Origin of the sequence: Fibrella musci, assembly GCF_041321105.1 — a bacterium.
Classification (GTDB): Bacteria; Bacteroidota; Bacteroidia; order Cytophagales; family Spirosomataceae; genus Fibrella; species Fibrella musci.
In genome coordinates this window covers 728,818-751,666 of the sequence record NZ_JBGGWD010000004.1, presented here as the reverse complement: position 1 = coordinate 751,666, position 22,849 = coordinate 728,818, and the positions used below count along the sequence as shown (strand labels likewise).

General features: G+C 57.3%; 23 protein-coding genes. 11 read left to right on the top strand and 12 right to left on the bottom strand.

All coding sequences use genetic code 11. The features are described 5' to 3' along the window. The first annotated feature begins 83 nt into the window (after positions 1-83). The 3 genes from ACAW74_RS16300 to ACAW74_RS16290 are packed head-to-tail and all read left to right on the top strand — an operon-like array spanning position 84 to position 7,067. Entirely contained in the window at positions 84-1,712 is a 1,629-nt protein-coding gene (locus ACAW74_RS16300; RefSeq protein WP_370699268.1) for a protein kinase domain-containing protein, read from the top strand. Further along, positions 1,693-3,024, top strand: coding sequence for a serine/threonine-protein kinase (locus ACAW74_RS16295; RefSeq protein WP_370699267.1), 1,332 nt, complete (start codon positions 1,693-1,695; stop codon positions 3,022-3,024). Before ACAW74_RS16300 ends, ACAW74_RS16295 begins: the two co-directional genes overlap by 20 nt. Before the next feature lie 29 nt (positions 3,025-3,053). Continuing rightward, positions 3,054-7,067: an FtsW/RodA/SpoVE family cell cycle protein gene (locus ACAW74_RS16290; RefSeq protein ID WP_370699266.1), complete on the top strand. Its 4,014-nt coding sequence runs from the start codon at positions 3,054-3,056 to the stop codon at positions 7,065-7,067. 51 nt (positions 7,068-7,118) lie between these two features. Here the strand turns inward: ACAW74_RS16290 and ACAW74_RS16285 are convergent, their stop codons facing one another. Then, positions 7,119-8,480 (bottom strand): hypothetical protein, encoded by a 1,362-nt coding sequence (locus tag ACAW74_RS16285; protein WP_370699265.1) that lies wholly within the window; start codon positions 8,478-8,480, stop codon positions 7,119-7,121. A 16-nt stretch (positions 8,481-8,496) separates the two neighbouring features. Here ACAW74_RS16285 and ACAW74_RS16280 point away from each other — a divergent pair, with 16 nt between their 5' ends. Then, a complete protein-coding gene (locus ACAW74_RS16280) occupies positions 8,497-8,619 on the top strand; it encodes a hypothetical protein (protein ID WP_370699264.1) in 123 nt (40 codons plus the stop codon). A gap of 95 nt (positions 8,620-8,714) precedes the next feature. Further along, positions 8,715-9,701, top strand: a complete 987-nt coding sequence (locus tag ACAW74_RS16275) for a nucleoside hydrolase (protein ID WP_370699263.1) — start codon at positions 8,715-8,717, stop codon at positions 9,699-9,701. Positions 9,702-9,757: 56 nt separating this feature from the next. Here the strand turns inward: ACAW74_RS16275 and ACAW74_RS16270 are convergent, their stop codons facing one another. The 7 genes from ACAW74_RS16270 to mltG form a co-directional block, all read right to left on the bottom strand. Further along, the gene (locus tag ACAW74_RS16270; protein WP_370699262.1) at positions 9,758-10,252 is read right to left on the bottom strand and encodes a methylated-DNA--[protein]-cysteine S-methyltransferase; all 495 of its coding nucleotides are present in this window, start codon (positions 10,250-10,252) and stop codon (positions 9,758-9,760) included. Between the two features lie 96 nt (positions 10,253-10,348). Then, positions 10,349-10,756, bottom strand: a complete 408-nt coding sequence (locus tag ACAW74_RS16265) for a response regulator (protein ID WP_370699261.1) — start codon at positions 10,754-10,756, stop codon at positions 10,349-10,351. Positions 10,757-11,040: 284 nt separating this feature from the next. Continuing rightward, positions 11,041-11,226: a hypothetical protein gene (locus ACAW74_RS16260; RefSeq protein ID WP_370699260.1), complete on the bottom strand. Its 186-nt coding sequence runs from the start codon at positions 11,224-11,226 to the stop codon at positions 11,041-11,043. A 24-nt stretch (positions 11,227-11,250) separates the two neighbouring features. Beyond that, the gene (locus tag ACAW74_RS16255) at positions 11,251-12,267 is read right to left on the bottom strand and encodes a glycosyltransferase (RefSeq protein WP_370699259.1); all 1,017 of its coding nucleotides are present in this window, start codon (positions 12,265-12,267) and stop codon (positions 11,251-11,253) included. Positions 12,268-12,495: 228 nt separating this feature from the next. After that, positions 12,496-13,488 carry a YihY/virulence factor BrkB family protein gene (locus tag ACAW74_RS16250; protein WP_370699258.1) on the bottom strand — a complete coding sequence of 331 codons (993 nt, stop codon included), beginning with the start codon at positions 13,486-13,488 and terminating at the stop codon, positions 12,496-12,498. Continuing rightward, positions 13,460-13,897 (bottom strand): acyl-CoA thioesterase, encoded by a 438-nt coding sequence (locus ACAW74_RS16245; protein WP_370699257.1) that lies wholly within the window; start codon positions 13,895-13,897, stop codon positions 13,460-13,462. Before ACAW74_RS16245 ends, ACAW74_RS16250 begins: the two co-directional genes overlap by 29 nt. 92 nt (positions 13,898-13,989) lie before the next feature. After that, positions 13,990-15,045 (bottom strand): endolytic transglycosylase MltG, encoded by a 1,056-nt coding sequence (gene mltG, locus ACAW74_RS16240; protein WP_370699256.1) that lies wholly within the window; start codon positions 15,043-15,045, stop codon positions 13,990-13,992. 129 nt (positions 15,046-15,174) lie between these two features. On the opposite strand from mltG, the gene ACAW74_RS16235 reads away from it, so the two are divergent. The 4 genes from ACAW74_RS16235 (at position 15,175) to ACAW74_RS16220 (ending at position 18,419) form a co-directional block, all read left to right on the top strand. Beyond that, positions 15,175-15,876: a head GIN domain-containing protein gene (locus ACAW74_RS16235; protein WP_370699255.1), complete on the top strand. Its 702-nt coding sequence runs from the start codon at positions 15,175-15,177 to the stop codon at positions 15,874-15,876. A 15-nt stretch (positions 15,877-15,891) separates the two neighbouring features. Beyond that, positions 15,892-16,587, top strand: a complete 696-nt coding sequence (locus tag ACAW74_RS16230; RefSeq protein ID WP_370699254.1) for a GIN domain-containing protein — start codon at positions 15,892-15,894, stop codon at positions 16,585-16,587. Positions 16,588-16,654: 67 nt separating this feature from the next. Continuing rightward, positions 16,655-17,425 carry a LytR/AlgR family response regulator transcription factor gene (locus ACAW74_RS16225; RefSeq protein WP_370699253.1) on the top strand — a complete coding sequence of 257 codons (771 nt, stop codon included), beginning with the start codon at positions 16,655-16,657 and terminating at the stop codon, positions 17,423-17,425. A 169-nt stretch (positions 17,426-17,594) separates the two neighbouring features. Then, complete coding sequence (locus tag ACAW74_RS16220; protein ID WP_370699252.1) at positions 17,595-18,419, top strand: aminotransferase class IV; 825 nt, start codon at positions 17,595-17,597, stop codon at positions 18,417-18,419. A 23-nt stretch (positions 18,420-18,442) separates the two neighbouring features. Here ACAW74_RS16220 and ACAW74_RS16215 read toward each other — a convergent pair whose 3' ends face one another. The 4 genes from ACAW74_RS16215 to ACAW74_RS16200 all read right to left on the bottom strand — a co-directional run bounded on the left by ACAW74_RS16215 (position 18,443) and on the right by ACAW74_RS16200 (position 21,466). Further along, positions 18,443-18,913: a lipocalin/fatty acid-binding family protein gene (locus ACAW74_RS16215; RefSeq protein WP_370699251.1), complete on the bottom strand. Its 471-nt coding sequence runs from the start codon at positions 18,911-18,913 to the stop codon at positions 18,443-18,445. 171 nt (positions 18,914-19,084) lie between these two features. After that, positions 19,085-20,170, bottom strand: a complete 1,086-nt coding sequence (locus ACAW74_RS16210) for an isoaspartyl peptidase/L-asparaginase family protein (protein WP_370699290.1) — start codon at positions 20,168-20,170, stop codon at positions 19,085-19,087. 202 nt (positions 20,171-20,372) lie between these two features. Beyond that, entirely contained in the window at positions 20,373-20,882 is a 510-nt protein-coding gene (locus ACAW74_RS16205; RefSeq protein WP_370699250.1) for an anthrone oxygenase family protein, read from the bottom strand. 65 nt (positions 20,883-20,947) lie between these two features. Beyond that, positions 20,948-21,466: a KdsC family phosphatase gene (locus ACAW74_RS16200; protein WP_370699249.1), complete on the bottom strand. Its 519-nt coding sequence runs from the start codon at positions 21,464-21,466 to the stop codon at positions 20,948-20,950. 27 nt (positions 21,467-21,493) lie between these two features. Between ACAW74_RS16200 and ACAW74_RS16195 the strand changes: the two genes are divergently transcribed. Further along, the gene (locus ACAW74_RS16195; RefSeq protein WP_370699248.1) at positions 21,494-22,084 is read left to right on the top strand and encodes a Crp/Fnr family transcriptional regulator; all 591 of its coding nucleotides are present in this window, start codon (positions 21,494-21,496) and stop codon (positions 22,082-22,084) included. Between the two features lie 91 nt (positions 22,085-22,175). Beyond that, entirely contained in the window at positions 22,176-22,829 is a 654-nt protein-coding gene (locus ACAW74_RS16190; RefSeq protein WP_370699247.1) for a DUF8737 domain-containing protein, read from the top strand. The last annotated feature ends 20 nt before the right edge of the window (positions 22,830-22,849 follow it).

Sequence of the window (22,849 nt, the reverse complement as noted above, 5' to 3'; positions counted from 1 at the left end):
GTATAGGATGGCACGCCACACGGCTTTTGGCAACGGCGACTGACTTTCTGAAAAAATAATACGTTATCGAAGAACGCGCGTACATGGCGACCGTCAGTTTCAATACACATTTTCCGGGGTATACCGTGCTGGGAGAGCTGGGGCGGGGCAACGCGCGGGTGCTGAAAGCCCGCCACGACGCCACGGGCGAACTGGTGGCGATCAAGCATTTTGCCCTGAATACCGACGCGCAAACGCTGCACCGTTTCCAGCAGGAGTCGGAGATCATGACGCGCCTGCGCCACCCCAATATTGTGCAGGTACGTGAAATCCGGCTCGACGCGCCCCTGCCCTACCTGGTGATGGAACTGGTAGAAGGCGGCAGCGTCCGGCAGTTGCTCAACGAACAGAAAACCTTGCCCATCGCCCAGACGGTCCGGCTCGGTTTGCAGATGATCGAAGCCTTTCGGGTTATTCACGGGCAGGATGTCGTGCATCGCGACGTAAAGCCCGAGAATATCCTGTACCGCCAGCTACCCAGCGGCGAACTGCATTTTCTGTTGACCGATTTCGGGATTGCCCGCCTGCGCGAACAGCCCGCCACCGTAACGGGGCAGTCGTTGATGACCTACGAATATGCCTCGCCCGAGCAGTTTGAAAACCCGCGCAACGTCGACGCCGCCACCGACTATTACTCGCTGGGCGTGGTGCTGTTTGAGTGCCTGAGTGGCCACGTGCCGTTTGCGATGAACGAAGGCGTCGGCATTGTCACGTTCATGAATACCGTACTCACGGCCTCGCCTGCCGAAGCCGTCGCTACACTGGGCACGTCGATTCCGAAGAGTCTGGGTACGTTGCTGACGGGTCTGCTTAACAAAAACGCACCCGAACGCATCCGTCAGCCCGACGCCGTGAAAGTGGCGCTGAAACAGGCCGAACTGGAACAACTCCTGGCCGAGCAGGTGAATCCGGCCGCGACGCAGGCTGTCGTGCAAACGGATGCGTCGCCCACGTCGCCTTCGCCTGCAAACCGACGTACCGCCCAGCGACCAGCGCCAACGCAGGCGTATACGGCACCGAGCGTTGACCGATCGTCGGGCGGCTCGTCGAGTCGACGTACCTGGACAATCGTGCTGGCTTCGGTCGTTGTGGCGGCGCTTGTTGGGGCAGCGCTCATTGTCTGGGACCGGCAAAGCAGCCCCCCGAAACCCGTCGCGGCGGGTCAGCAACCAGTTGCCGAGCCCCCTTCGGTATTGGAACAATTGATGGGCACTGACGACGACGATTCAACGGCGGTCGATTCGGCAACGATCAAGCCCGTCCGCCGCGATTCGACAGACGCCGAACGCCAATTGGCGGCGGCCAAAGCAGCCGAACAGCGGCGGCAGGAGAACATTTTGGCGGCCAAACTGCTGAATGCCCAGGTAATGGGCTTTAAAACCGGCCTGTTTGGTGGCATCAGCGATTTGAAAATACGTGTTGAAAACCCAACCAAATTAACGTTCACCCGGGTACGTGTCGTTGTCACGTACATTAAAGAGGGCGGCGGCGTTTTCAAATCAGAAACCATGTATTTCGCCAATATGGGGCCTTATTCAGAACTTGTCCGGGAGGCGCCTGCTACATCGCGGGGTACTAAAGTGCGCGTAAAAATTACGGCCTACGACTCCCCCGATATCCCCGATCTTCATCCACCGACTTCCCCAGATGCCGATGTCGACAGTCAACTTTAACGTCAATTTTCCCGACTACGAAATCATCAGTGAACTGGGGCGGGGTAACGCCCGTGTCTTGAAAGCCCGCCACCGCCCCACTGGCGATCTGGTGGCCATCAAACAGTTTGCCCTCAACACCGACCCCGATACACTCCGGCGGTTTGCCCGCGAATCCGACATCATGACGGGCATCGAGCATCCCAACATCGTGCGGGTGCGCGAGATTCAACTGGAGGCCGCCATGCCCTATCTGGTGATGGAGTTTGTGGAAGGCGGCGATCTGCGCGGGTTGTTACGCACGGAAGGGCGGCTAACGCTCACTACGCTCATTCGGCTGGGGTTGCAGATGGCCGAAGCCTTCAAGGTCATCCATAGCCGGGGTGTCGTGCACCGCGACATCAAACCCGAAAACATCCTGTACCGGCGGCTCGTCAGCGGCGAGTTGCACTTTTTGCTGACCGACTTCGGCATTGCCAAAATCCGGGCCGACGAAAGCACCCGGACCCGCACCGGTCAGTCGTTGATGACCTACGAATACGCGGCGCCCGAACAGTTCGATGATCCCCGGCAGGTGAACGTCGCTACGGACTTTTACGGACTGGGTGTGGTACTCTACGAAGCCCTGACGGGGCAGGTGCCGTTTGCCCTACACAACGACGCCGGGCTGGCGCAGTTCATGAACCAGGTGCTGACGGCCCCACCGCCACCACCGTATCTACCTGATGGCCAGTACGTACCACCCAGCCTGACGGAAGCCCTGCGCCAGATGCTCGCCAAGAATTCGGCGCAACGGCTCGACCAGGCCGACGAACTGGAACTGCTGCTCGAGCAGGCCAAAGTTGAACTGCTGCGGGCCAATAACGCCCAGTTTAGCCGCCCGGCGGGTGCCACGCCCGTAACAGCCTCAGGGACGTCGCCGGGTTGGGCAGTAGCCACCCCGTCGCCCGCGCCGCCGATTTACGATGAAGCAACGGCGCCGGTTTATGAAGAAGACGAACCGACCGACCGCACTACGTGGTGGTTCTTGGGGGGCGTTGGTGTCGTAGCTGTCGGCGTGCTGACGTTTGTGTTGATCAACCAGAATCGGCCATCGGACCCGTTTCCGACGAAAGGTGATTCGACGGCGGTAACAACTCCTATCGATTCATCGATGTTGTTTCGGCCCACCGAAACAACATCGGATACAACAGCCGCGGAACCCGAATCGACCGAGCCGGAAGCTATGACACCGGTGGAGGAAGAGACTGTAGCGTCCCCACCACAACAAACGCCCACCGTCACGCCTGAACTCGATTCAGCAGCAACGATGGGCACCGATTCAACGGAATAGCGCCCGGTTGTTGTCTTTATTTCTTATCCATGAAAAACCCCTCTTTTCACCACGAACGTGTGTATTTACTGGCGGCGACCCTGTTGTTGCTGGTGCTATTCGTGCGGCTCTTTTTTAACCTGCAACCAACCCTTAGCCAAACGTCCGATGCCTATGCCAACGGATCGGCGCTGAACCTACGGGCGGGGCTGAAAAGCGGCCCCCTTCGCAGTCTGCTTACGTCGGGTCGGTACTACGCCGATCCCCGCGACGTGGAGCTGATCGCCGATTCATTGCCGGCCAAACTCCAGCAGGCCCAACGCGAAGGCACCAACCGGCTCGACAACGTGGGGGCCATTAACAAACGTGGGTTTGCCATTGCCGTGCCCCGCGCCTGGCAGTCACCCATCGGCGGTACCGACTTCAACAGTCGGCTGCGGCTGTCGCGCTACCAGATGGGCTTCGATTCGGTGTTGTACGTAACCGAATTGCGGCGGCCCAAGCCCTACGCGTCGACGGTGGGCACGGGTGGGCTAACGCTGTCGGGCGTGGTGCAGGATAACGCCGACGAGCCCCGCCCGATGGCCGATGTGCTGGTGCAGTTACGGCGGCATCGACCGGGCGACAGCAACGCCGATCCAACGGCCGAAGAAGTCGATCGGGACGAACGTACCTACGCCCGCACCGACGCCAGTGGCCGGTTTAGTTTCGGTGGGCTGGCGCCCGGCTCGGGTTACAGCGTCTTGCCTTTGCGACCCGGCTTCGAGTTTGGCGCCCGGCGTGGTTCCCCCAACATGACCCGTTCCACCGAGTTTACGTTCACGGGACGTACCCACACCCTGCGACCCATTGGGGCCATTGTGTATGGACAATTGAAAGAAGACCGCGCCTTTACGGTGCGGACGCCGGGCGAGTTTCGGTTGTTTTTCTGGGGGGTAGTCGGGGCATTTCTGCTGTCGTTCTGGCTCGTTCATTTCTTCTGGACGTATCGCCGCTTTCACCCCGATGCCCTGCTACTGCCGGTATTGTTGCTGCTGACAGGCATCTCGGTGCTGACCCTGCTTTCTATCCAAGATCCGTTGCAGGATACTTTCTATGGAGCCGAAGCCGTACAGGGTGTGGCGCTGGGTTTGCTCGGGCTGGCCTTTCTGTCGCAGCTCAACGTGGGGAAACTGTACACTAAATGGTGGTTCGACCCGCTCATCACCTTCCGCAGCCGGGCGACCTTCCGCCTAACGGGCTGGACCTGGCTTATCGTGGGCGTAGGGATGGCGCTGGTGGTACTGGCTATCGGCACCGGGCCGGAGGGCAGCGGCGTACGGGTCAACCTGCGGATCGGTGGGCTACTGTTCCAGCCGTCGGAGCTGATCAAATACATCATCATTCTTTTTCTGGCGGGCTTTTTTGCGGCGCACGAAGAACAACTCCGCAACCTGCCCGATATCCGCTGGCGGTTTCGGGTCAACGTCGGTGCGTTTCTGGCGACAGGTACGTTGATGGCGATTTACCTGCTGCTGGGCGATATGGGTCCGGCACTGGTGGTGGGCTTCACGTTTCTGCTATTCTACACCATCGCCCGTAATACGCTGGGCATCACCTTGCTGACAGGCGCGGCCTACGGGCTGGCGCTAGCTTTTCTGCCGGGGGCGCTGGCTACGCTGGTGGGCATTGTGGTCGCGTTGGGGCTGCTCATCTGGCAGGGGCACGCCCGCTCGACCACCGCGCTGGGTTGGCTGGCGCTGCTGGCCGAAGGACCGATGCTGCTGATTCTAGTCATTGCGGCCTTTGCTTTTGGCGATCTGTTGCCGCTGGTAGGCGACCGCCTCGCCGACCGGAAAGCCATGTGGCTCAGCCCCTGGAACAACGATGTCTACGGCGGCGATCACCTGGCGCATAGCTTCTGGACGATGGCCACCGGCGGCTGGACCGGGCAGGGTATGGGCCGGGGGTATGCCAACGCCATGCCCGCCGCCCACACCGACATGATTCTGCCCTCGCTGGCCGAAGAACTGGGCTGGGCGGGTCTCGTATCGGTCTGTCTGCTGCTATTTGTGCTCCTTCACCGGACGTTGCTGCACGCACGCCGGGCCGGGCAGCCGTTTAGCTTTTACCTGACGGCGGGCATTGCGCTGGCTACGGGTGTGCAGTTCCTCATCATCGCTGGTGGGTCGCTGGGACTGCTGCCTTTGACGGGTATTTCGGTGCCATTCCTGAGCTACGGGAAGGTGTCGATGATCATCAACCTGACCGCCATGGGCGTGGTCTTTGCCATTGCCAGTCGACCAGGGCAGGCGCTGCAACACGCCTACCTTGAGCAGCATTACGACCCCGTGCTGGCAACGGGTATCGCCGGCTTTCTTGCCGGTACGTTGGTGCTGGCCGGTAAGGCGGCCGACGTGGCGCTCATCCGTTGGGATAACTACATCGTTCGGCCGGCGCGGGTGGTGGGGCGGAATGGTCTGCCCGTGTACAGCTACAACCCGCGCATCAACCGGCTGACCGACGCCTTGGCGGCAGGTACGTTATACGACCGCAAAGGGCTGGTGTTGGCTACGAGCTCGCCTGACACGGTACAGCGCAATCTGCCCAAACTCCGACAGGTAGGCCTGGACACGCGCGGCATGACGATGCTCTCGAACCGGCGCGCCGAACGATACTATCCGTTTGGCAACCATATGTTTTTCTGGGTCGGCGATGCCAACACGAAACTGTTCTGGGGACAGCAAAACGGCTTTTTTGCCGAAGCCAGCCACCTCAGCGACCTGCGTGGGTTTGATAATCGCCCGCGCAAGATGCCGCTGCTGACGACCGATTACCGCGCCGACCGGTTTACGCCCGCCGTACCGCGTCAGCTCACCCTGCCCCTTTACGATTACAGCGAACTGGCGCCCGCCATCCGGGGGGGACTGGAAGGCCGCGAGGTGGCCGAACGCCGGGCCCGCAACCGCGACCTGTACCTGAGCGTCGATGCCAGCATGCAGGTAGAACTCCAAAAGGCACTGGCCGAATCGAAGTACAACGGGCATCGGCTGTCGGTGGTGGTGATGGACAGTAAATCGGGCGAGGTGCTGGCCTCGGCGCTGCACCCACTCCCCGACCTGACACGCCCCGATGAGATGAGCCTGCCCGACCGCGACCGGCTGCAACTCCCCTATCTGGTGACGGAACGCGACCTAGCCATGACGTACCCAACGGCTCCCGGCTCAACGGCCAAAATCCTGACGGCCACCGCTGGCCTGAACCGGCTGGGTATCGAAGGCGTAAAAACCAAATTTGCCATCAGCTGCGGCGAGATTATCCGGCGGGGGGTGGCCGAAAGTGAGCCCTGCGGTGGGTACGTCGACATGCGCACGGCCATCGTTCGGTCAAGTAACGTCTATTTCATCCGGCTCGCCAACGAATTGGGTCTGGACAACGAAATGGCCGATCTGTACCTTTCCACGGGCATGAACGTCGATTACGTGGGTGGCTATTCATTCACCGACCCGCACACCGCCACCGATCGGAAGGAAATTCTCAAACACTGGCACGACTCATCGTTTGTCGTACGGCGAAAACTGTATCAGCAAATTCGCTACCCGCGCCGGTACCGGGGCGAATTCTCGGGGCTGGCCTGGGGGCAGGGGCAGCTCACCAGCACCCCGATGGCGCTGGCGCGGATGGCCGGCGCCATTGCCAACGGCGGCGTGATGCAACCCTCGAAATACGTGGTGAAACGGGCGGGGCGCAACGTACCTGCCGAGGCGGGTGTTGCCATCGCCAAGCAGCCGAGCTACGCCGAAACCTTGCAGGAGTTCATGATTGAACAGTCGAACCCCGGCGGACGGGCTAAGATCACCGATGCCAAGGTGGCGGGTAAAACCGGCACGCCCGAGCGCATTTTGCTGGGCGAAAAGATCAACGACGGCTGGTACGTCTTCTTCGCCCCCACGCCCGACGGCAAATCAAAAACCGTCACCTGCGTGCGGATCGAGATCACGAAGTCATCGGCCAACGCCGTCGAACTGGCCAACACGGTGGTGGCGCCTATCCTGAAGAAGCGGGGCTATCTGGGCAGTTTTTAAACGGGTACGTTGGCAGGTACGTGTTTCGTGACACGTACCTGCCAACATGGATTACTTCGTTCGCGTAACCCGAAAGAATCCTTCAATACGGGCTGTTCCGGTAAAGTCTTCGCCGGGTCGCATGATACCCGCTTTTTCCAGGTCAAACTTTCCCGTCACCATCTCGCCGACTTTACCAAACTGAGTAACGGTGAGGTGTCCGGGGCTAGGATGGGCGTTTCTTCCAACCCGGTAATAATGCACGTACAACAGTGCGCCCCCCTGATCCGATAGCTGAAATTGCGGACTCGTTCCGTCGGTTCGCCAGGCTTGCATAACGCTACCGAACGATGCAAAATCAAGGCTTCTCGTTCTGTCGAAGGGCGGATTGTATTGGATGATGGAAACGCCCACCGGCTTTCCGTTATCGATGCCCCCGCCGTTCATTATAAACGTCTCTCCTTTTTCCGGCTCCTTAGGATTCGACACGAGCTGCCCACCCTGCGCTACCTTCGCATTAACCCAGGGACCACCATTGATACGGTAAGTAATACCTTCATCGCCGATGTAGATGTTCGATACCAGCCAGAGTTCTTTATACGTATTGCCGTCGTCGCCGACCGTCGGTCCTTTAAGTTTGATCGTTACAGCAACGGGGTTCCGGGCCGGGGGCGTAGTGGGTGCATAGTATAGGGCTTCCCACTTAAGCGGGTTCAATAGCCCTGCCCCAGCAAGTTTCCAACTGCTATAATCAACGACACTTGAGAGCGGCTCGAAAGGCTCAGGCACGTCGGTATCCTGAACTGGCGGTATCGTAACGGTCGCATCGAGCAGGCGCACCTCTAGCCCCATGTTACCACCTGGCTTTACAAAACCAACGCCGGGTGCCAACAAAGCCCGTTCCAGCAGCGCCCAATCGCTGAAGTGCGTGGTTTCTACACGCACCGTATGAGTGGCGGTATCTACCTTGCTTTTTGCAGCCAGTCGCCAGATGCCTTTATCGCTCTGGTAAGCCAGGGCCAATGCTTCGGCAACGGTGCCATCGAGGTTATCAGGATCGTAGCGAACACTGATCGTGACGGGCTTTTTGAAGGTGATGCCGTGCGGGGCCAGCCGGAACGCCGTTCCCAGCCCCTGCGGGCCGGTGTTAGTAATCGGCTGCACGCTAAAGGGCTGGTCACTTTCGACGGCTCCAGCCGGGACGTTGATCGTGAGGCGTTCATCGGCAGCGGTCAGTTTACCTCCCGCCGGGCCGATGGTAACCGTGATGGCTTCACCCAGCAACGTACCTACGGGGCAAACTTTACCGGGGCGGGTTTGGGGTTGCTCAGGTTCGTTGGGTACGTCGGGACCGACACTATCGGCGTCTTTTTTACAGCCTATCGATAGGGCGGTGAGCGTCAGGCTTACCAGGAAAATATACAGCTTGTTCATGGCTCATTAGTATCTGTTGTTTACGACATCAAAGTTGCAGGGCGGCACCTTCGTCGGAAATGGCAAACCCAATGAACCGGAAAAAGCCGCCGTTGAAACGGCTTGTCTCGACTGGCGAGCGCTCAAACTGGTAGGGTAGACAGGCTAACCCAACGCATTTAGCTGATAGCGATCAACCCCTCTTTTTACACCATGCCGAAGCTCGTTTGTTTTGTTTGCTGCCTTTGTTTCACTGTGATTACCGCCCTGAACGCATATGGTCAGTCGTCGCCCGGAAAGAGCCCCGTTGTGCCCCGTATGCGGGTTATCGTCGATAATGATTTCAGCGGTGACCCTGACGGGTTGTTCCAATTGGCGCACCTGCTGCTGTCGCCGTCGGTTGAGGTGCGGGGCATCATCGGCTCCCATCTGAAAGTGGGCGATGGCTTCGACAGGTCGACCACGCAGGCCGACAACGCCGCCCGCAAAGCCCGTGACCTCATTCAGTTGATGGGAATAAAAAGCCCGATTCCGGTACTGGCAGGCTCCAATACGGCCCTACCAAACGACAGCACACCCATCAGAAACGAAGCGGTTGACCTCATCCTGCGGGAAGCGGCCCGAACCGACACCAAACAGCCGCTCTATGTGCTTTGCGGGGCCGGGCTCACCGAAATCGCCTCGGCAATGCTGGTCAACCCTCAACTCGCCAACAAACTGACACTCATCTGGATTGGTGGTCCCGAATACACTGATCTGGCGCTGCCGCCACCCAACTATTCCGACCCGGAGTATAACCTGAACATCGACCCGGCTGCGGCGCGCGTGATCTTCAACCGGTCTTCGATTCCGCTGTGGCAGGTGCCCCGGAATGCCTACCGGCAGTGCATGGTGTCGTATGCGCAGCTGCTCACAAAAGTGAAACCAATGGGCAAAGTCGGGCAACACCTTACAGACGTACTGGAGGAGTTGATGCGCCGCATTCAGCCGTTTTATAACATTGGCGAGACCTACATTCTGGGGGATAGCCCGCTGGTGCTGCTAACGGCCCTGCAATCATCGTTCGAGGCCGATCCGTCGTCCAGCTATTACGTTGTCAAACAGGCGCCCGCCATTAGTGGGGCGGGTGGTTACGTCTATAATCAGCGTGGGCGTCTTATTCGCGTGTATACCCGTATCGACACCCGGCTGATGTTCGATGATTTCTTTGCGAAGCTTGAATTGCTGAACCGCCCACGCTGAACCAGCGAGTGGATTTTTGAGCACAATAACCTGATAAGAAACGATTTGCGTGGCGGTCAGAACAAACTCAACTGGCCTTCGGCGGGGTTGCGCCGTGATCCTTCGTGTTCCAGGAGCCACTGCTTGCGCCAAAGCCCACCGGCATAGCCCGTAAGGTGGCCGTTTGCCCCAATAATTCGGTGGCAGGGCACCACCACCCACAGCGGATTACGGCCATTGGCGGCGGCTACTGCCCGAATGGCTTTTTCGTCGCCCAATTGCCGGGCCAGCGCCAGATACGACATCGTTTGGCCGTAAGGGACTTCGCGCAGTGCATTCCAGACCCGCCGCTGAAATTCCGTACCGATCGGGTTGGTCACAAAGTCGAACGTTTGCCGCTCGCCGTTGAAATAGGCCGTGAGCTGATCATACGCCGCCTGAAGTGGCTCGGGTAAATTCTTGACCAGCGGTAAATCAGGCAGGGGCTCATCGAGGACGGAGATCGCCGTAACGCCTGATTTATCGCCGGTAATACGGGCCGTACCAATGGGGGTAGACAGAAAAATGTGCATGGCAAAACCGGTTCAACAGATCTATTGACGCCACCGTATCCACCCATTTCATAGACGGATCGAGCCAGAGCGCCAACCATTGAATGGCAACCTAAATTACGCAAAATGCTGCTCCACTACCTCTTCGAGCATTGCTTTCGTAAGGGGTTTATTCCGATAGCCGGTCACTTCGTTGTACTGGCCCGCCCGGTTCACGTCGGCCGGGTTAAGTGAGGTTGTCAACATCATCACGACCACGTTGCTCTTCAGGTTTTCGGGCAGTTGATGGTATTCTTCCAGAAACTCAAAGCCATTCATGCCGGGCATGTTGATGTCGAGCAGGATCACTTCAGGCCTGATATAGTCGGGTGAGGCGGAATCGTTGAGGTAAGCCAGCGCATCCGGGCCACTTTCGGCCACCCGGACGGCGTCACAGCGCCCCCAGTCGTCGATAACCAGTTGATGAATGTAGTTGTCGTCGGGATCGTCGTCGATCAATAAAACGCAGGACAGATTTTTCTTCATAGGTGGTATTAAGCCAATGCTTTTGTTGTTTACTGCTGCCGGCAGTCTTTCAAACCCATGGTCAAAAGCAGCAAACGGAACGCGAAAAAGCCCCCCCAAATGCACGCCGGTTCAGTTAAAACGAACGAAAGATAAATGTTTCCCAAAAAACGAGTTATTGATCAACAAGTTAGTGGGAGGCACCGTGTTCTAAACACGATGGGTCAAAATAACCCTGATTTGTCCTTAACCAACAAAAGCCGGATATGCGTATCCGGCTTTTGTTGGTTAAGGACAAATCAGGGTTACTGATCTTCGTTGCGTTCGTTGATTCGCTGTGCGACCTCGTCAGCATCGGAGAGGTCGAGACCGGGGGTTTCGGGAGCTGGCGTAGAGCCGTTTGCGCCATCGGGGCCGGCGCCGGTACTGGTTGTGCCACCCAGCGTGTTGCTGTCGGGCAGGTCTTGTTCGGTTTCTTCGTTTGGCTTCATGACGTTGAGTAAAAAAACTGGCAGCTATGGCTCTATAGCAAGCCGATACCGACGATAGACGGTATTAAGTGGCAGGCGAAGGCGGCACAGTAGCAGCAACCCTTTCGTCAGGTAATCGAGGGGTTCGATCTGCGCCAGTAGTCTACCGAAACGCCGCGCCAGCTCGTATTGTTCGGCGTAAAAACTCTTCCTGATAAACTGCCGTATCCGGCTGGCCAACGCCGCCAGCTCTTCCGACGACCGGCAGAGGTTCAGGGCTTTCTGGCATACCCGGTACGTCGATTCGAGCAGTTGATTGCCCCGTTTGGTCACCTGCGCACCGAGCGAATTCGGCAGGCGGCGTTTGTGGGTTAGTACTTCATCGAGGTACGCATAGCGGTGCGTCCGGGCCGAACGTACCCAGAAATCGAAATCTTCGTAAGCCAGCGACTCGTCATACCCGCCCAGCGCCGTCAACAGTTCGCGGCGCATCATCATGGTTGGCGTGTTGATAAAATAGCGACTCAGCACCTCCCGAAACACGTCGCCGGTGGGTACAAACTGCGTGGTACGTCCATCCGGCCCAGTGGGAAAATGGAGCCCGGTCTGCTTGCCCTGCCCATCAATGTAAGCGGCGTTTGAGAAGACAACGCCGTAGTAATCGGGCAGCGACCGAAACTGCTCAACCTGCTTAGCCACCCGGTCAGGAAGCAGCACATCGTCGGCGGCCAAGTCTATAACAAACTGCCCGGTTGACTGGCGCAATCCCTGATTAAACGCCTGACACAAGCCCCGATTGCTGGTATTCTGAATGAACTGCGCACGGGGATATTGCTTGCAAAAAGCCCGAATAACGGCTCCTGAGCCATCTGAGCTGCCATTATCGATGATGATCAGTTCCAGATTGGCGTAGGTCTGCGCGGCAACTGACAGAAGACACTCTTCAACATAATCGACGTGGTTGTAACAGGTGCAGATAACACTTACCCACGGCATATGCTGATTCAGAAACGTCGCCATCGGGACGGCGGCGGTCGGTTCGGAAAGGCGTTGAGGCGTCATAGAAAGTAGGGCGCACTGTTGATTACGTATACATAAATCTAGTAACCTATAGGGTTATATGAAGGTATTTTTGAGCGACCGGAAAATTTTGCGCCTTTTTCGGAGGGCTACTCATAATTGGCCCAGTTTTTGGATAGTCAGCTACTCAGGAAGCGGGCAGGATAGCCAGTCCGGTTTCCTGCCTAACTCCTATTTCACATTTATGGGTTAGGGTTTGCAAACGCCACTTCACGAGTTGGAGGTGGCGTTTGTTGTTTTCTGCGTCACAGACGGGTTTCTGTCGCCTTCCAAATCATAGAGGCAGACGTTGATCTCAAACCCGATAATCAGCAGCAGCGACACCAGATTGATCCAGATCATCAGGGCGATGAGCGTGCCAATGGAGCCATACACCTTGTTGTACGACCCAAAATTGGACACGTAATAGGAGAAGCCGAGCGTCGTCAGCACGATCAGGACGGAGGCGGTAACGGAGCCGGGCGTGATGAAGGCCCACTTCATGTTCACATCGGGTCCGTAGCGGTAGATCACCGATACAACACCCACAAACACAGCAAACACCAGCAGGTAGCGCGCAATTTTCAGGAAGAAATACACCACCGACGTGCTGAAAAAGCCATACTGAGCCAGGTATTCGATCACCACGCCACCCACGACCAGCAGCGTAATGGCCAGAAACAGCGCGATAGCCAGCGTCACCGTGAGCCCGACAGCCACAAGCCGTTTGCTCAGGAAGGTGCGCTCCTCTTCTATCTCGTGCGAGGAGTTAAACGCGTTCATCAACGCCACCATACCGCTCGTGGCCGAATACAGCGCCAGCAGAAAACCAAACGACAGCACCCCCCCACGTGGCCGGCTGATGATGTCTCTGATGGTGGCTCCTACGGTATCGAACGTGCCGCCGGGCAACACCCCCGCAAAGAAATCCATGATTTCCTGCTCCTTGATGCTGGGGATGTAAGGAATAAGCGTGAACAGAAAAATGAACGTCGGAAATATGGCCAGCATCAGGTTGAAGGCCACTGACGAGGCTCGTTCGGCCGTGTCGTTATCCGTAATTTTATCGACTACCTTACACAGAAACTCGTACCAGCTGTTTTTGGAATTCAGGGCCGTCGTGTCTTTTAGTCGGGTGCGCGTTCCGTGCAGCGCCGAAAGGCTCATGAGCTGCTCAAACAGGTTGGGGGTACTGCTAGGTCTGTGCCGCTTGATTAACTTCATGCTCAAAAAACGGTTTCAGGCGTTCGAGCAGGCCCGGCGGGGCTGCACACAGGCGCCCGGTATCGGCCCGCTGAAACACCAGCGTAGTTTGTCCAGTATGTAACAATTCGCCAGCCTCATTGCGGATGGCATACTGAAAAATAATGCGGGCGCGGGGCAGTTCGGGAATGGTTACCTCCACCGTCAGCAGGTCATCGTAGCGAGCAGGCTTCAGATAGCGCGAGGTATTTTCGTACACCGGCATCAGCACGCCCGTGGCTTCGAGTGCCTTATAGGCAAACCCCAGGCTGCGTAGCGCCTCGACCCGCCCAATCTCATAAAACCGGGCGTAGTTGCCATAATACACGTACCCCATCTGGTCGGTATCAGCATAACGTACCCGGAATGGCGGAACAAGGAAGGTGAACATAGCACTTCGTAAGTCTGGAAAGTCGGTTTAGACAGGTAGTGCCAGGTCTGGAAAGTCACGCGCAAGCCATACGGTCCAGACTTTCCAGACGATCATTTCATAATTTTCCGTTGGGTCAGCGCTTGCTGGTAGATGCGGGCGTTGGCCAGATGCTCGGTCATGTTGCGCGAGAACGTGTGGTAGCCCGAGAAATCGGCCTTGGCAACGAAGAACAGGTAATCGTGCTTTTCGGGGTTGAGCACCGCGTCGATGGTGTTGGGGGGCGGCAGGTTGATGGGCCCCGGCGGCAAACCGGCGTAGCGATACGTGTTGTAGGGGCTGTCGAGCGCCAGGTGCCTGTTCAGGACGCGCCGGATGGTGAAATCGTTGTTGGCAAAAACGACCGTGGGGTCGGCTTCCAGCTTGATACCCCGTTCCAATCGGTTGAGGTATACACCCGCCACGCGCGACTGTTCGTCGGATTTGATGGTTTCAGCCCGCACAATCGACGCCAGGGTCTGCACCTGTGTTTGCGACAGCCCCAGCGCGGCGGCTTTGGCTTTGCGGTCGGCCGTCCAGAATGTTTTGTATTCGGCCGCCATCCGGTCCATAAACGCGGCAGGTTTCACCGTCCAGAACAGCTCATACGAGTTCGGGATGAACAGGCAGACGATGGTGGTGGTGTCGAACCCGTATTTTTTGCACGAATCGGCGTTGTTCAGGATCGGGCGCAGGCCTTCAGGGCCAAACGCAAACCGGCTGCCCACTTTCTCGATCAGCTCATTCTTCAGCCGAATATTCGTGAACGTCAGCTTGATGGGGTCCTGGCTGCCACTACGGAGCTTGGCGATGGCTTCGTAGTTACCCATGTCCGGTCTGATGCGGTAATGACCGGCCTTCACCCGCTCAGGGTATTTCATCAGCTTGGCGACAAAGCGGAACGACATTTCGTTGTCGAGCATTTTGTGCGCTTTGAGCGAGTCGATCACCGATTCGTAAATGGCTCCTTTCGGAATATAGAGCGAAAACGACTCCGCCTCGCTGTCTTTGTCGGCGCGGGTGTTCAGGTTCGGGGTTTTGATGAGCTGCCAGGTGTAGAACGAAAACGAGACAAAAAGTACCGTGAAAGCTACGTAAAGACCGATTTTGGTATTTCGGGAAAGCGTCATGATCTATAAAGGTGGCTCGGCAGGATGGTCGAGTGCCGCTACAAAGGTACAGCCTTGCCAGAAACCGTTTATCACTATCTCATGCAACCTTTTACCCAACCGATGCATCTTGTGCGTAATCAGACTGCTATGAAAACACTACTCACTCTTTTGACCATCAGCCTGGCCACCACCTCCCTGTTGGCCCAAAGCTGGAAACAGAACCGGCCCGTGGCCAACTTTAGCAGCCTGCGCGCGAGCGCGGGCGTCGACGTGTTTCTGCGGCAGGGCAACACCGAATCGCTGACCCTCGACGTAAAAGGGTTCGACGAAGACGAAGTCATTGCCGAAGTACGCGACGGCCAACTGACCCTGAGCCGACGGCAGCGGGGCGTAATGAACGGGTTTAGTTTTGGCCGTAATCAGTATATCAAAGCTTACGTGACGGTACGCCAACTAGCCCACATTGAGGTGTCGTCGGGCGCGGACCTGGAAGGCGAGACCGACCTGCGGGCCGATAACCTGACAGTCAAGGTAAGCAGCGGCGCCGACCTGACGCTGCGGTTGAACGCCCAGGCCCTGACCGTAACAGTAAGCAGCGGGGCCGATGCCAACCTAAGCGGGTCGGTGGGTAAACTCACCGCTGCCGCATCGGGCGGGGCCGACCTGAAAGCCGACCAACTCAAGGCCGACATCTGCTACGCCGAAGCGTCGGGTGGTGCCGATGCACGGGTGTATGGTGCCAAAGAGCTGTACCTGCGGGCCTCAGGCGGTGGCGACGTAACCTACCGGGGGCCGGGCCGTGTGATGACCCGAAAAGAATCGGGTGGCGGCGATATCAACGAAGACTAACTACACAAACACGCTATGAAACAAATCCTTATCTGCCTGAGCGCCCTGGGTACGTTGCTGCTGGCGCAGACGGCCTTTGCCCAGGATGTCAAGAAGACCCGCACGATCTCGGGCATCAGCCGCCTTCGGGCCAGCATGGGTATCGAAACAATCGTGCGGCTGGGTGATACCGAGTCACTGCATATTGAAGCCAAAAACATTCCCGAAGACAAAATCCTGATCGAGCAGGATGGTGACGAGCTGATTCTGAAGCTGGGCCTTGAAGCCTCGCTCGACAAAAAGGTACGGCGCTCCGTAAAAGCCTACTTGACCGTTCGGCAACTACGCGGCGTATCGGTATCGGCAGGAGCCACCGTAAAGGGTGAAAGCACCTTCGAGGCCGACCGCTTCGACCTCAGCAGCAAAGCCGGGGCTACGGTAGCGCTGACCCTAAACGTGCGCGACCTGACGGTCAACTCCAACAGTGGCGCCACCGTCAACGTGTCGGGAACGGCGCGGTCGGTGAGCATTTCGGCGGGGTCGGGAGCCAGCGTCAATGCGGGTGATCTGGTCGCCGACGTAGTCGATGCCGATGCTGGCAGTGGCGCGAGTGTGCGGGTCAACGCCCAAAAAGAACTGTTTGGAAAAGCGTCGGTGGGGGGAAGCGTATCGAACAAAGGGCCGGGGCGCACCGTCAGCAAACGGACTTCGTTGGGCGGGAGCGTAAATTAGCAGGGGGCTTGCGGCATTAGGAAACCGATGCGGCCTCGTTTCTCTGCTGACTACCGACCGACCACTGATGACGAATGAACCTAAACTGCGCTGCCTGGCCGTCGACGACGAACCCTTTGCGCTCGAATTACTGGCCGACGACATTCAGAAAGTGCCCTTCCTCGAACTGATTGGGCAGGTAAGCAACCCGATCGATGCCTACGACCCCGTCCGGCGCGGACAGGTCGATTTGCTGTTTCTGGATATTCAGATGCCCACGCTGTCGGGGCTGCAATTCCTGCAAACGCTCAAACAGCCGCCGATGGTTATCCTGACCACCGCCTACGATCAGTATGCCCTCGACGGCTACGCGTTCGATGTGGTCGACTATCTGCTCAAGCCCATTCCGTTCGACCGGTTTCTGAAAGCCGTTACCAAAGCGTATGACCTGTTTCTGCTCCGGCAGGTACGCCAGACCCCGACCGACAGCCCAGCTCGGCCGGGGTCTGCTGCGCCTGAGCCAGCCGATTCTGAACCGCCACGTACCTATTTCTTTGTCTTTTCGGAATACCAGGAAATCCGCATCGAGTTCGATGAAGTGCTTTACATCGAAGGGCTGAAAGATTACGTGAAGATCTACACCACCCGGCAGGCCCGGCCCATTCTGAGCCGGCTCACGCTCAAAGCCATCGAAGATAAGTTACCCGCCTCGCTGTTTAGCCGGGTTCATAAATCGTTTATCGTATCGCTGGGCAAGATTACCTCGTTTCAACGTACCCGGCTCATGGTGGGCAAGCAGGAAATACCGATCGGCAACAGCTACGTCGACCAGTTTATGCAGCAGTATGGCGCGGGTTAACGTACCTGGTGGGCTGGCCAGACGCTAAGCAAATGGTCACTGCTGCGAATTTCCCGGCGATCAGTACTGACAAAATATGCCCGATGTTTGTAGCTTGACGGCCATGTTTGTTTGCCCTGACCCTAAGGCAACGAAATCTCAATCCCGGTAAACCATTATACTGCATTTTATGCCTTACTATGGCTATTTCAACGGAATTATCCAACCCGTAGAACAGATTGGCGTGGGCGTTACAGATCTAGGCCTATTGCGTGGATTCGGCTTATTCGACTATTTCATAACCTACAACGGACGACCCTTTCAGTGGGATGGGTACTGGGAGCGCTTTGCCAATTCGGCCCGGCGCATGACCCTGCAACTGCCCGTTGGTAAAGAAGAGGTGTACGCCATTCTGCTGGATTTGATCCGCCGATCGGGGCAGCCCGACGTGGCCTTTCGGTTTTTATTAACCGGCGGTTATGCCCCCGACAGCATCAGCATCGTTCAGCCAAACCTAGTGATCCTGACCGAGCCGATCCACAACGTACCTGAGTCCCAGTACGAAGAAGGCATCCGGGTGATGGTCGACGATTACGTCCGCGAGATGGCCGAGGTCAAAACGACCGACTACAAACGGGTGATCCTGCTTGCCGGGGCTATGCGTAAAGCCAACGCGAGCGACATTCTCTACCAGAAAGACGGAGAAATCAGCGAGCTGAGCCGTAGTAACTTCTTCATCGTGAAGGGCAATCAGCTCATTACCCCCAATCAGCACATTCTGTACGGGATCACCCGCCGCGTGGTGATCGACCTTGCCCGCCCCGATTTTAGCGTCGATGAGCGCGCCGTGATGCTAACCGATTTGCAGGATGCCGACGAGGCCTTCACCACCAGCAGTACCAAACAGGTGTTGCCCATTGTGCAGGTCGATGATCTCGTGATTGGTGATGGTAAACCCGGCCCCATTTCCCGCGAATTGCTCAGCCGATTCAGAGCGATGACGAGAAGGTGGTAACCCGCAAACGCGTTTGCTGACAATTACGGGTTACGAAGCAGCGTTAGCGACGCCAGGTGTGGGCGCAACTGCGCATCCTGCCTGATCTGGCTTTTGATCTGGTCGACAACGTCGGGCGATAACGTTGATTGCCGACTGATGATGTCAATGCCCTCTGGTGTGAATAGCGTTTTGGAAAACCAGATGACCGCCCACTGCCCATCGGGGTCCTGCAAAGCCACTCGCCAATGGCTACGCAACAGGCTCATCAGACCCTTGCCCCGCCAGATAAACGCCGTGCTGTCGTTTGGGTCGGGGTAGTCGTAGCCCGCTATGGTTCGGGACCGGCCGTTTTTCACGTACCTGACTTCATCCAGCAGGATCGCTGTACCATCGGGCTTCGTGATGAGCGAATAAGTAAACGTCGGGTGGGTTTTATCGCCCTTTAGCCACATAGGGAAATTGGTCCCGCAGATGATCCACGTACCAACCAGCGTATGCATCAGTGTTTTCATGGATGAAGAATCAGAACAGGCACGAAAAGGGCGCCCGAGAGCGCCCTTTTCAATAACCAGTGTAACCTGCGTTTTGTGTTATACTGTGGTAAAACACGAAGCCTGCGCGTTCAAGATTGATGTTGGCGTAATTGCCTGCACCTCAGCAACATCGTTAAGACATACGTTCATCTAATCTTTGTAAATCAATACGTCGCTGCTGCCGTCGGCTTTGATGTAGCCGCGATACATACCCTCTGAGTTGAAAGGCATAGCAAAATTACCGTTGCGGTCGAGAGCGATTACGCCGCCTTCGCCACCCCGCTGCACCAGTTTCCGCATCACCACTTCGTTGGCAGCATCGCTCACAGTCAGGCCTTTATACTCCATCAGCGCCGAGATATCGTAGCCCACCACCGACCGGATAAAGAATTCCCCATGGCCCGTGGCCGACACGGCACAGGTTGCGTTGTTGGCATACGTACCGGCGCCAATGATGGGCGCATCGCCCACGCGGCCATACCGTTTGTTGGTCATCCCCCCCGTGGATGTGCCCGCCGCCAGATTGCCGAACCGGTCCAGCGCCACACAACCGACCGTGCCATACTTTTTGCCTTCGTCGAAAATGGCCGGGTCGGGTGCCCAGCTGGTTTTGATCGGCCGGGCCCTGGGTGTTTTGACGGGTGCCTGCGTTTTGTCGGGTTTAGCAGCCGGCTCTGAGTGGTCGAGTTGTACTTTTTCTTCGGCCAGCGCTTTCTGAAGGCCTTGCCAGCGAGCTTCCGTGTAAAAATACGTCGGGTCGACCAGCTCCATACCCTGCACTTTGGCAAAGGCTTCGGCGCCGCGCCCCACCATCATCACGTGTTCTGAGTGCTCCATCACCCGGCGGGCTGTGCTGATGGGGTTGCGGATAACGGTCACCCCGGCGATGGCGCCAGCCTTCAGATTGCTGCCGTCCATGATGCTGGCATCGAGTTCGTTTTTGCCCTCATGCGTAAATACCGCGCCTTTACCCGCATTAAACAGGGGCGAATCTTCCATCACCCGGATCGTCGCCTCGATGGCGTCGAGGCTGGTGCCCCCCCCCTTCAGGATGGCGTAGCCCGTTTGCAGGGCCTGATTCAGCACGGCTTTGTAGGCTTTCTCCTTTTCCGGGGTCATGTTTTGCCGGGTGATCGTGCCCGCCCCGCCATGAATAACGAGGGTGATCTTCTGGCTGTAATCGGCCGGGGGCGTGTCCTGCGCCTGAACGGGCAAATGCGCCACCAGCAAGGCCATTGCTGCCGCCGACAGATACGACGGTTGCACGTTCAATCCACGATCTGACCAGTCACGCATGAGGTGGGTAATTTTACCCGTCAATTGTGCAAAAATTGCGCCGATATTGCTCATAATCATAAGGTTAGCTGATTATACCTTGTTTCAATCTGGATAGTATACACGTTTGGAAACATTGGGCGGATAAAGTAGTACAATGAGGCTATGGTTCAACGAGTTTAGCGGGCTGAAAGCAGGCAAGCACAACCAATACAAGGGCGATGACTGCCGCCACCGTCCGGACGGCGTGCAGTCGATTCCAAGGTTGCTCAAAAGTCGCGCGGGCGGTTGCTAATTCCGATTCCGAAGCCGCTGGCAAATTCACGGTATCCAGCGCCTCATTGAGGGGGACGTTACCCATCACCGTCACGCCGAACACAGCAGTAGCATACAAAACCGTGGCGGCCAGCAGGAGCCAGAACCGGTTTGAAAGCGGCTGCGTGTAGTGTAGCCACGTACTGACCGGCAGCAACATCAACGTACCCATAAAGCTGACAAAAAAGACCGGGTTTAAGATGGCGCGGTTGATCGACTGCATAGCGGCCAGGTACTGCGCATCGGTCAGCCGCCCCAAACCCGGATTCACCGAGCAGGAATAGGCATAAAAAAGTCCGGCAATCAGTGCGGTACAGACAGCCGTTGCGCTCAACACAAGATTCGGCAGAGTTAGCATATATACAGGCCCGTTAGGCTACAGGTTCAACGCAAGTCGGGAGGATACAGGCAGGAGCGGGTCGATTAAAGCCAGCTGGCCCAGACGCCCTGCGCTTTCATCACCTGCTCGATTACATCGCGGATAGCACCGCGGCCGCCGGGTTTGGGCGAGATGTAATCACAAACGGCCTGAATTTCGTCGGCGGCATCGGCGGGGCACGTACTCAGCAGCGCCGTGCGGCTCAAAATGGCGTAATCGGGCAGGTCGTCGCCCATGTACAGCACTTCGGCTTCGTTGAGGGCATCGCGGTTGAGGTAGCCGAGGTAGGCGTTCACTTTCTGGTCGGTGGGGCCGCCCATAAACACGTCTTTGATGCCCAGGAAAGCGAGCCGTTTCCGAACGCCATCCTGGTTGCCCGCCGATACCACCGCCACCCGGTAGCCGTTCTGAATGGCTTTCTCGATGGCGTAGCCGTCGCGGATATTAAATGTGCGGTACATTTCGCCCGACGCCAGCGCATTGACGCTGCCATCCGTAAAAACGCCGTCGACGTCGAAGATAAAGGTTCTGATCTGTTTGAACCGGTCTGTTAGTGCAGTCATGCTACAAAGAAACAGTTACTTTACAGCATGAACAATGCCCATTTTCTGGCGCAGGTATTTAGCCAGCCGACGTTCAGCGCTGACGAGCAGGATACCATTATGGCCGCGTTCCGGCGAGTCGAGTTTGGCCGCCACGATTGCCTGCTCAACGCGGGGCAAACGGCGGCTTACTATTGGTTTGTCGAGCAGGGTGTGGTGCGGTCGTTTGTGATTGACGTGGCAGGCAACGACATCAGCACAAATTTTTATACGCCGGGCGATGCCGCTATCGACTGGCCTTCATTTTTTCTGCGAAAACCCGCCCGCGAAACCATGCAAACCCTGACTCCCTGCGTGTGCTGGCGAGTCGATTTTGCGCAGTTTCAGCAGTTATTCCATACCATCGAAGCCTTCCGGGAGGCGGGTCGGCGGCGGCTGGTGACCAGTTATTCGGCCCTGAAACAGCATCACCTCGCGCTGATTGCCGACCCCGCCAAAGCGCGTTACCAACAGCTACTGGCCGAGCGCCCTCAACTGGTGCAACACGTACCCCTGAAACAACTGGCAACGTACCTGGGCATCACGGCGACCTCGCTCAGCCGCATCCGCAACGAACTGGCTCGCGAAAGTGCTGCGTGATTTCTTGCCATAGGGCAAGTGCCGAACAACGGGGGCACGCTAGTTTTGACCCTACCTGAGCCTTCATAACTCCCGCAGGCGACGCGCACTTATGGTTTGGTTATCCGTTCTTTTTGTGGCCATTACGCTCCTGGCGTTTGTGTTTATCTGGCTGGCTACCCGCCGCAACCGGCTAGTCGGCCTGCTGTATCCTGTCTGGATAGTTGTCGTAAGCGGTGTAGCCTACAGCGGCTTTTTCAGGATAACCACGGCCTTCCCACCCCGGCTGATTTTTGTGTTGCTGCCCGCTATCGGGCTGGTCACGTACCTGTATCGGCATCTGGATGCCCGGAACGTACCCACAACCTGGCTGCTGGCGATTCACGGCCTGCGAGTGCCGGTCGAGTTGGGGCTACATGAGCTATACAAGCAAAAACAGATTCCGGTCTTCATGACGTTCGAGGGCTGGAATTTCGACATTCTGAGTGGATTGTCGGCCCTGTTGCTGCTGGCGTATTGTTTGCTGACAAAACGCGAACTACCGCCGCGTCTGTTTCGGGTCTGGAACGGGCTGGGCCTGCTGCTACTGGCGATTATCGTGCTGACGGCCCTCCTCTCGGCACCGTCGCCGCTACAGCAACTGGCCTTCGATCAGCCCAACGTCGCCATCCTGTCGTTTCCGTTCACGCTGCTGCCTGCCGTAATCGTGCCGACGGTTCTGCTGGCGCATCTGCTCGCTTTAAAACGGCTTAGGGCACTAAAGTAAGGGTGGCGATGGTTCGGGAA

Bases quoted from the DNA above. Each gene is read 5' to 3' on its own strand.
- ACAW74_RS16300 (WP_370699268.1), top strand. From the start codon at position 84: ATGGCGACCGTCAGTTTCAATACACATTTTCCGGGGTATACCGTGCTG.
- ACAW74_RS16295 (WP_370699267.1), top strand. From the start codon at position 1,693: ATGTCGACAGTCAACTTTAACGTCAATTTTCCCGACTACGAAATCATC.
- ACAW74_RS16290 (WP_370699266.1), top strand. From the start codon at position 3,054: ATGAAAAACCCCTCTTTTCACCACGAACGTGTGTATTTACTGGCGGCG.
- ACAW74_RS16285 (WP_370699265.1), bottom strand. From the start codon at position 8,480: ATGAACAAGCTGTATATTTTCCTGGTAAGCCTGACGCTCACCGCCCTA.
- ACAW74_RS16270 (WP_370699262.1), bottom strand. From the start codon at position 10,252: ATGCACATTTTTCTGTCTACCCCCATTGGTACGGCCCGTATTACCGGC.
- ACAW74_RS16265 (WP_370699261.1), bottom strand. From the start codon at position 10,756: ATGAAGAAAAATCTGTCCTGCGTTTTATTGATCGACGACGATCCCGAC.
- ACAW74_RS16260 (WP_370699260.1), bottom strand. From the start codon at position 11,226: ATGAAGCCAAACGAAGAAACCGAACAAGACCTGCCCGACAGCAACACG.
- ACAW74_RS16255 (WP_370699259.1), bottom strand. From the start codon at position 12,267: ATGACGCCTCAACGCCTTTCCGAACCGACCGCCGCCGTCCCGATGGCG.
- ACAW74_RS16250 (WP_370699258.1), bottom strand. From the start codon at position 13,488: ATGAAGTTAATCAAGCGGCACAGACCTAGCAGTACCCCCAACCTGTTT.
- ACAW74_RS16245 (WP_370699257.1), bottom strand. From the start codon at position 13,897: ATGTTCACCTTCCTTGTTCCGCCATTCCGGGTACGTTATGCTGATACC.
- mltG (WP_370699256.1), bottom strand. From the start codon at position 15,045: ATGACGCTTTCCCGAAATACCAAAATCGGTCTTTACGTAGCTTTCACG.
- ACAW74_RS16235 (WP_370699255.1), top strand. From the start codon at position 15,175: ATGAAAACACTACTCACTCTTTTGACCATCAGCCTGGCCACCACCTCC.
- ACAW74_RS16230 (WP_370699254.1), top strand. From the start codon at position 15,892: ATGAAACAAATCCTTATCTGCCTGAGCGCCCTGGGTACGTTGCTGCTG.
- ACAW74_RS16225 (WP_370699253.1), top strand. From the start codon at position 16,655: ATGACGAATGAACCTAAACTGCGCTGCCTGGCCGTCGACGACGAACCC.
- ACAW74_RS16220 (WP_370699252.1), top strand. From the start codon at position 17,595: ATGCCTTACTATGGCTATTTCAACGGAATTATCCAACCCGTAGAACAG.
- ACAW74_RS16215 (WP_370699251.1), bottom strand. From the start codon at position 18,913: ATGAAAACACTGATGCATACGCTGGTTGGTACGTGGATCATCTGCGGG.
- ACAW74_RS16210 (WP_370699290.1), bottom strand. From the start codon at position 20,170: ATGGCCTTGCTGGTGGCGCATTTGCCCGTTCAGGCGCAGGACACGCCC.
- ACAW74_RS16205 (WP_370699250.1), bottom strand. From the start codon at position 20,882: ATGCTAACTCTGCCGAATCTTGTGTTGAGCGCAACGGCTGTCTGTACC.
- ACAW74_RS16200 (WP_370699249.1), bottom strand. From the start codon at position 21,466: ATGACTGCACTAACAGACCGGTTCAAACAGATCAGAACCTTTATCTTC.
- ACAW74_RS16195 (WP_370699248.1), top strand. From the start codon at position 21,494: ATGAACAATGCCCATTTTCTGGCGCAGGTATTTAGCCAGCCGACGTTC.
- ACAW74_RS16190 (WP_370699247.1), top strand. From the start codon at position 22,176: ATGGTTTGGTTATCCGTTCTTTTTGTGGCCATTACGCTCCTGGCGTTT.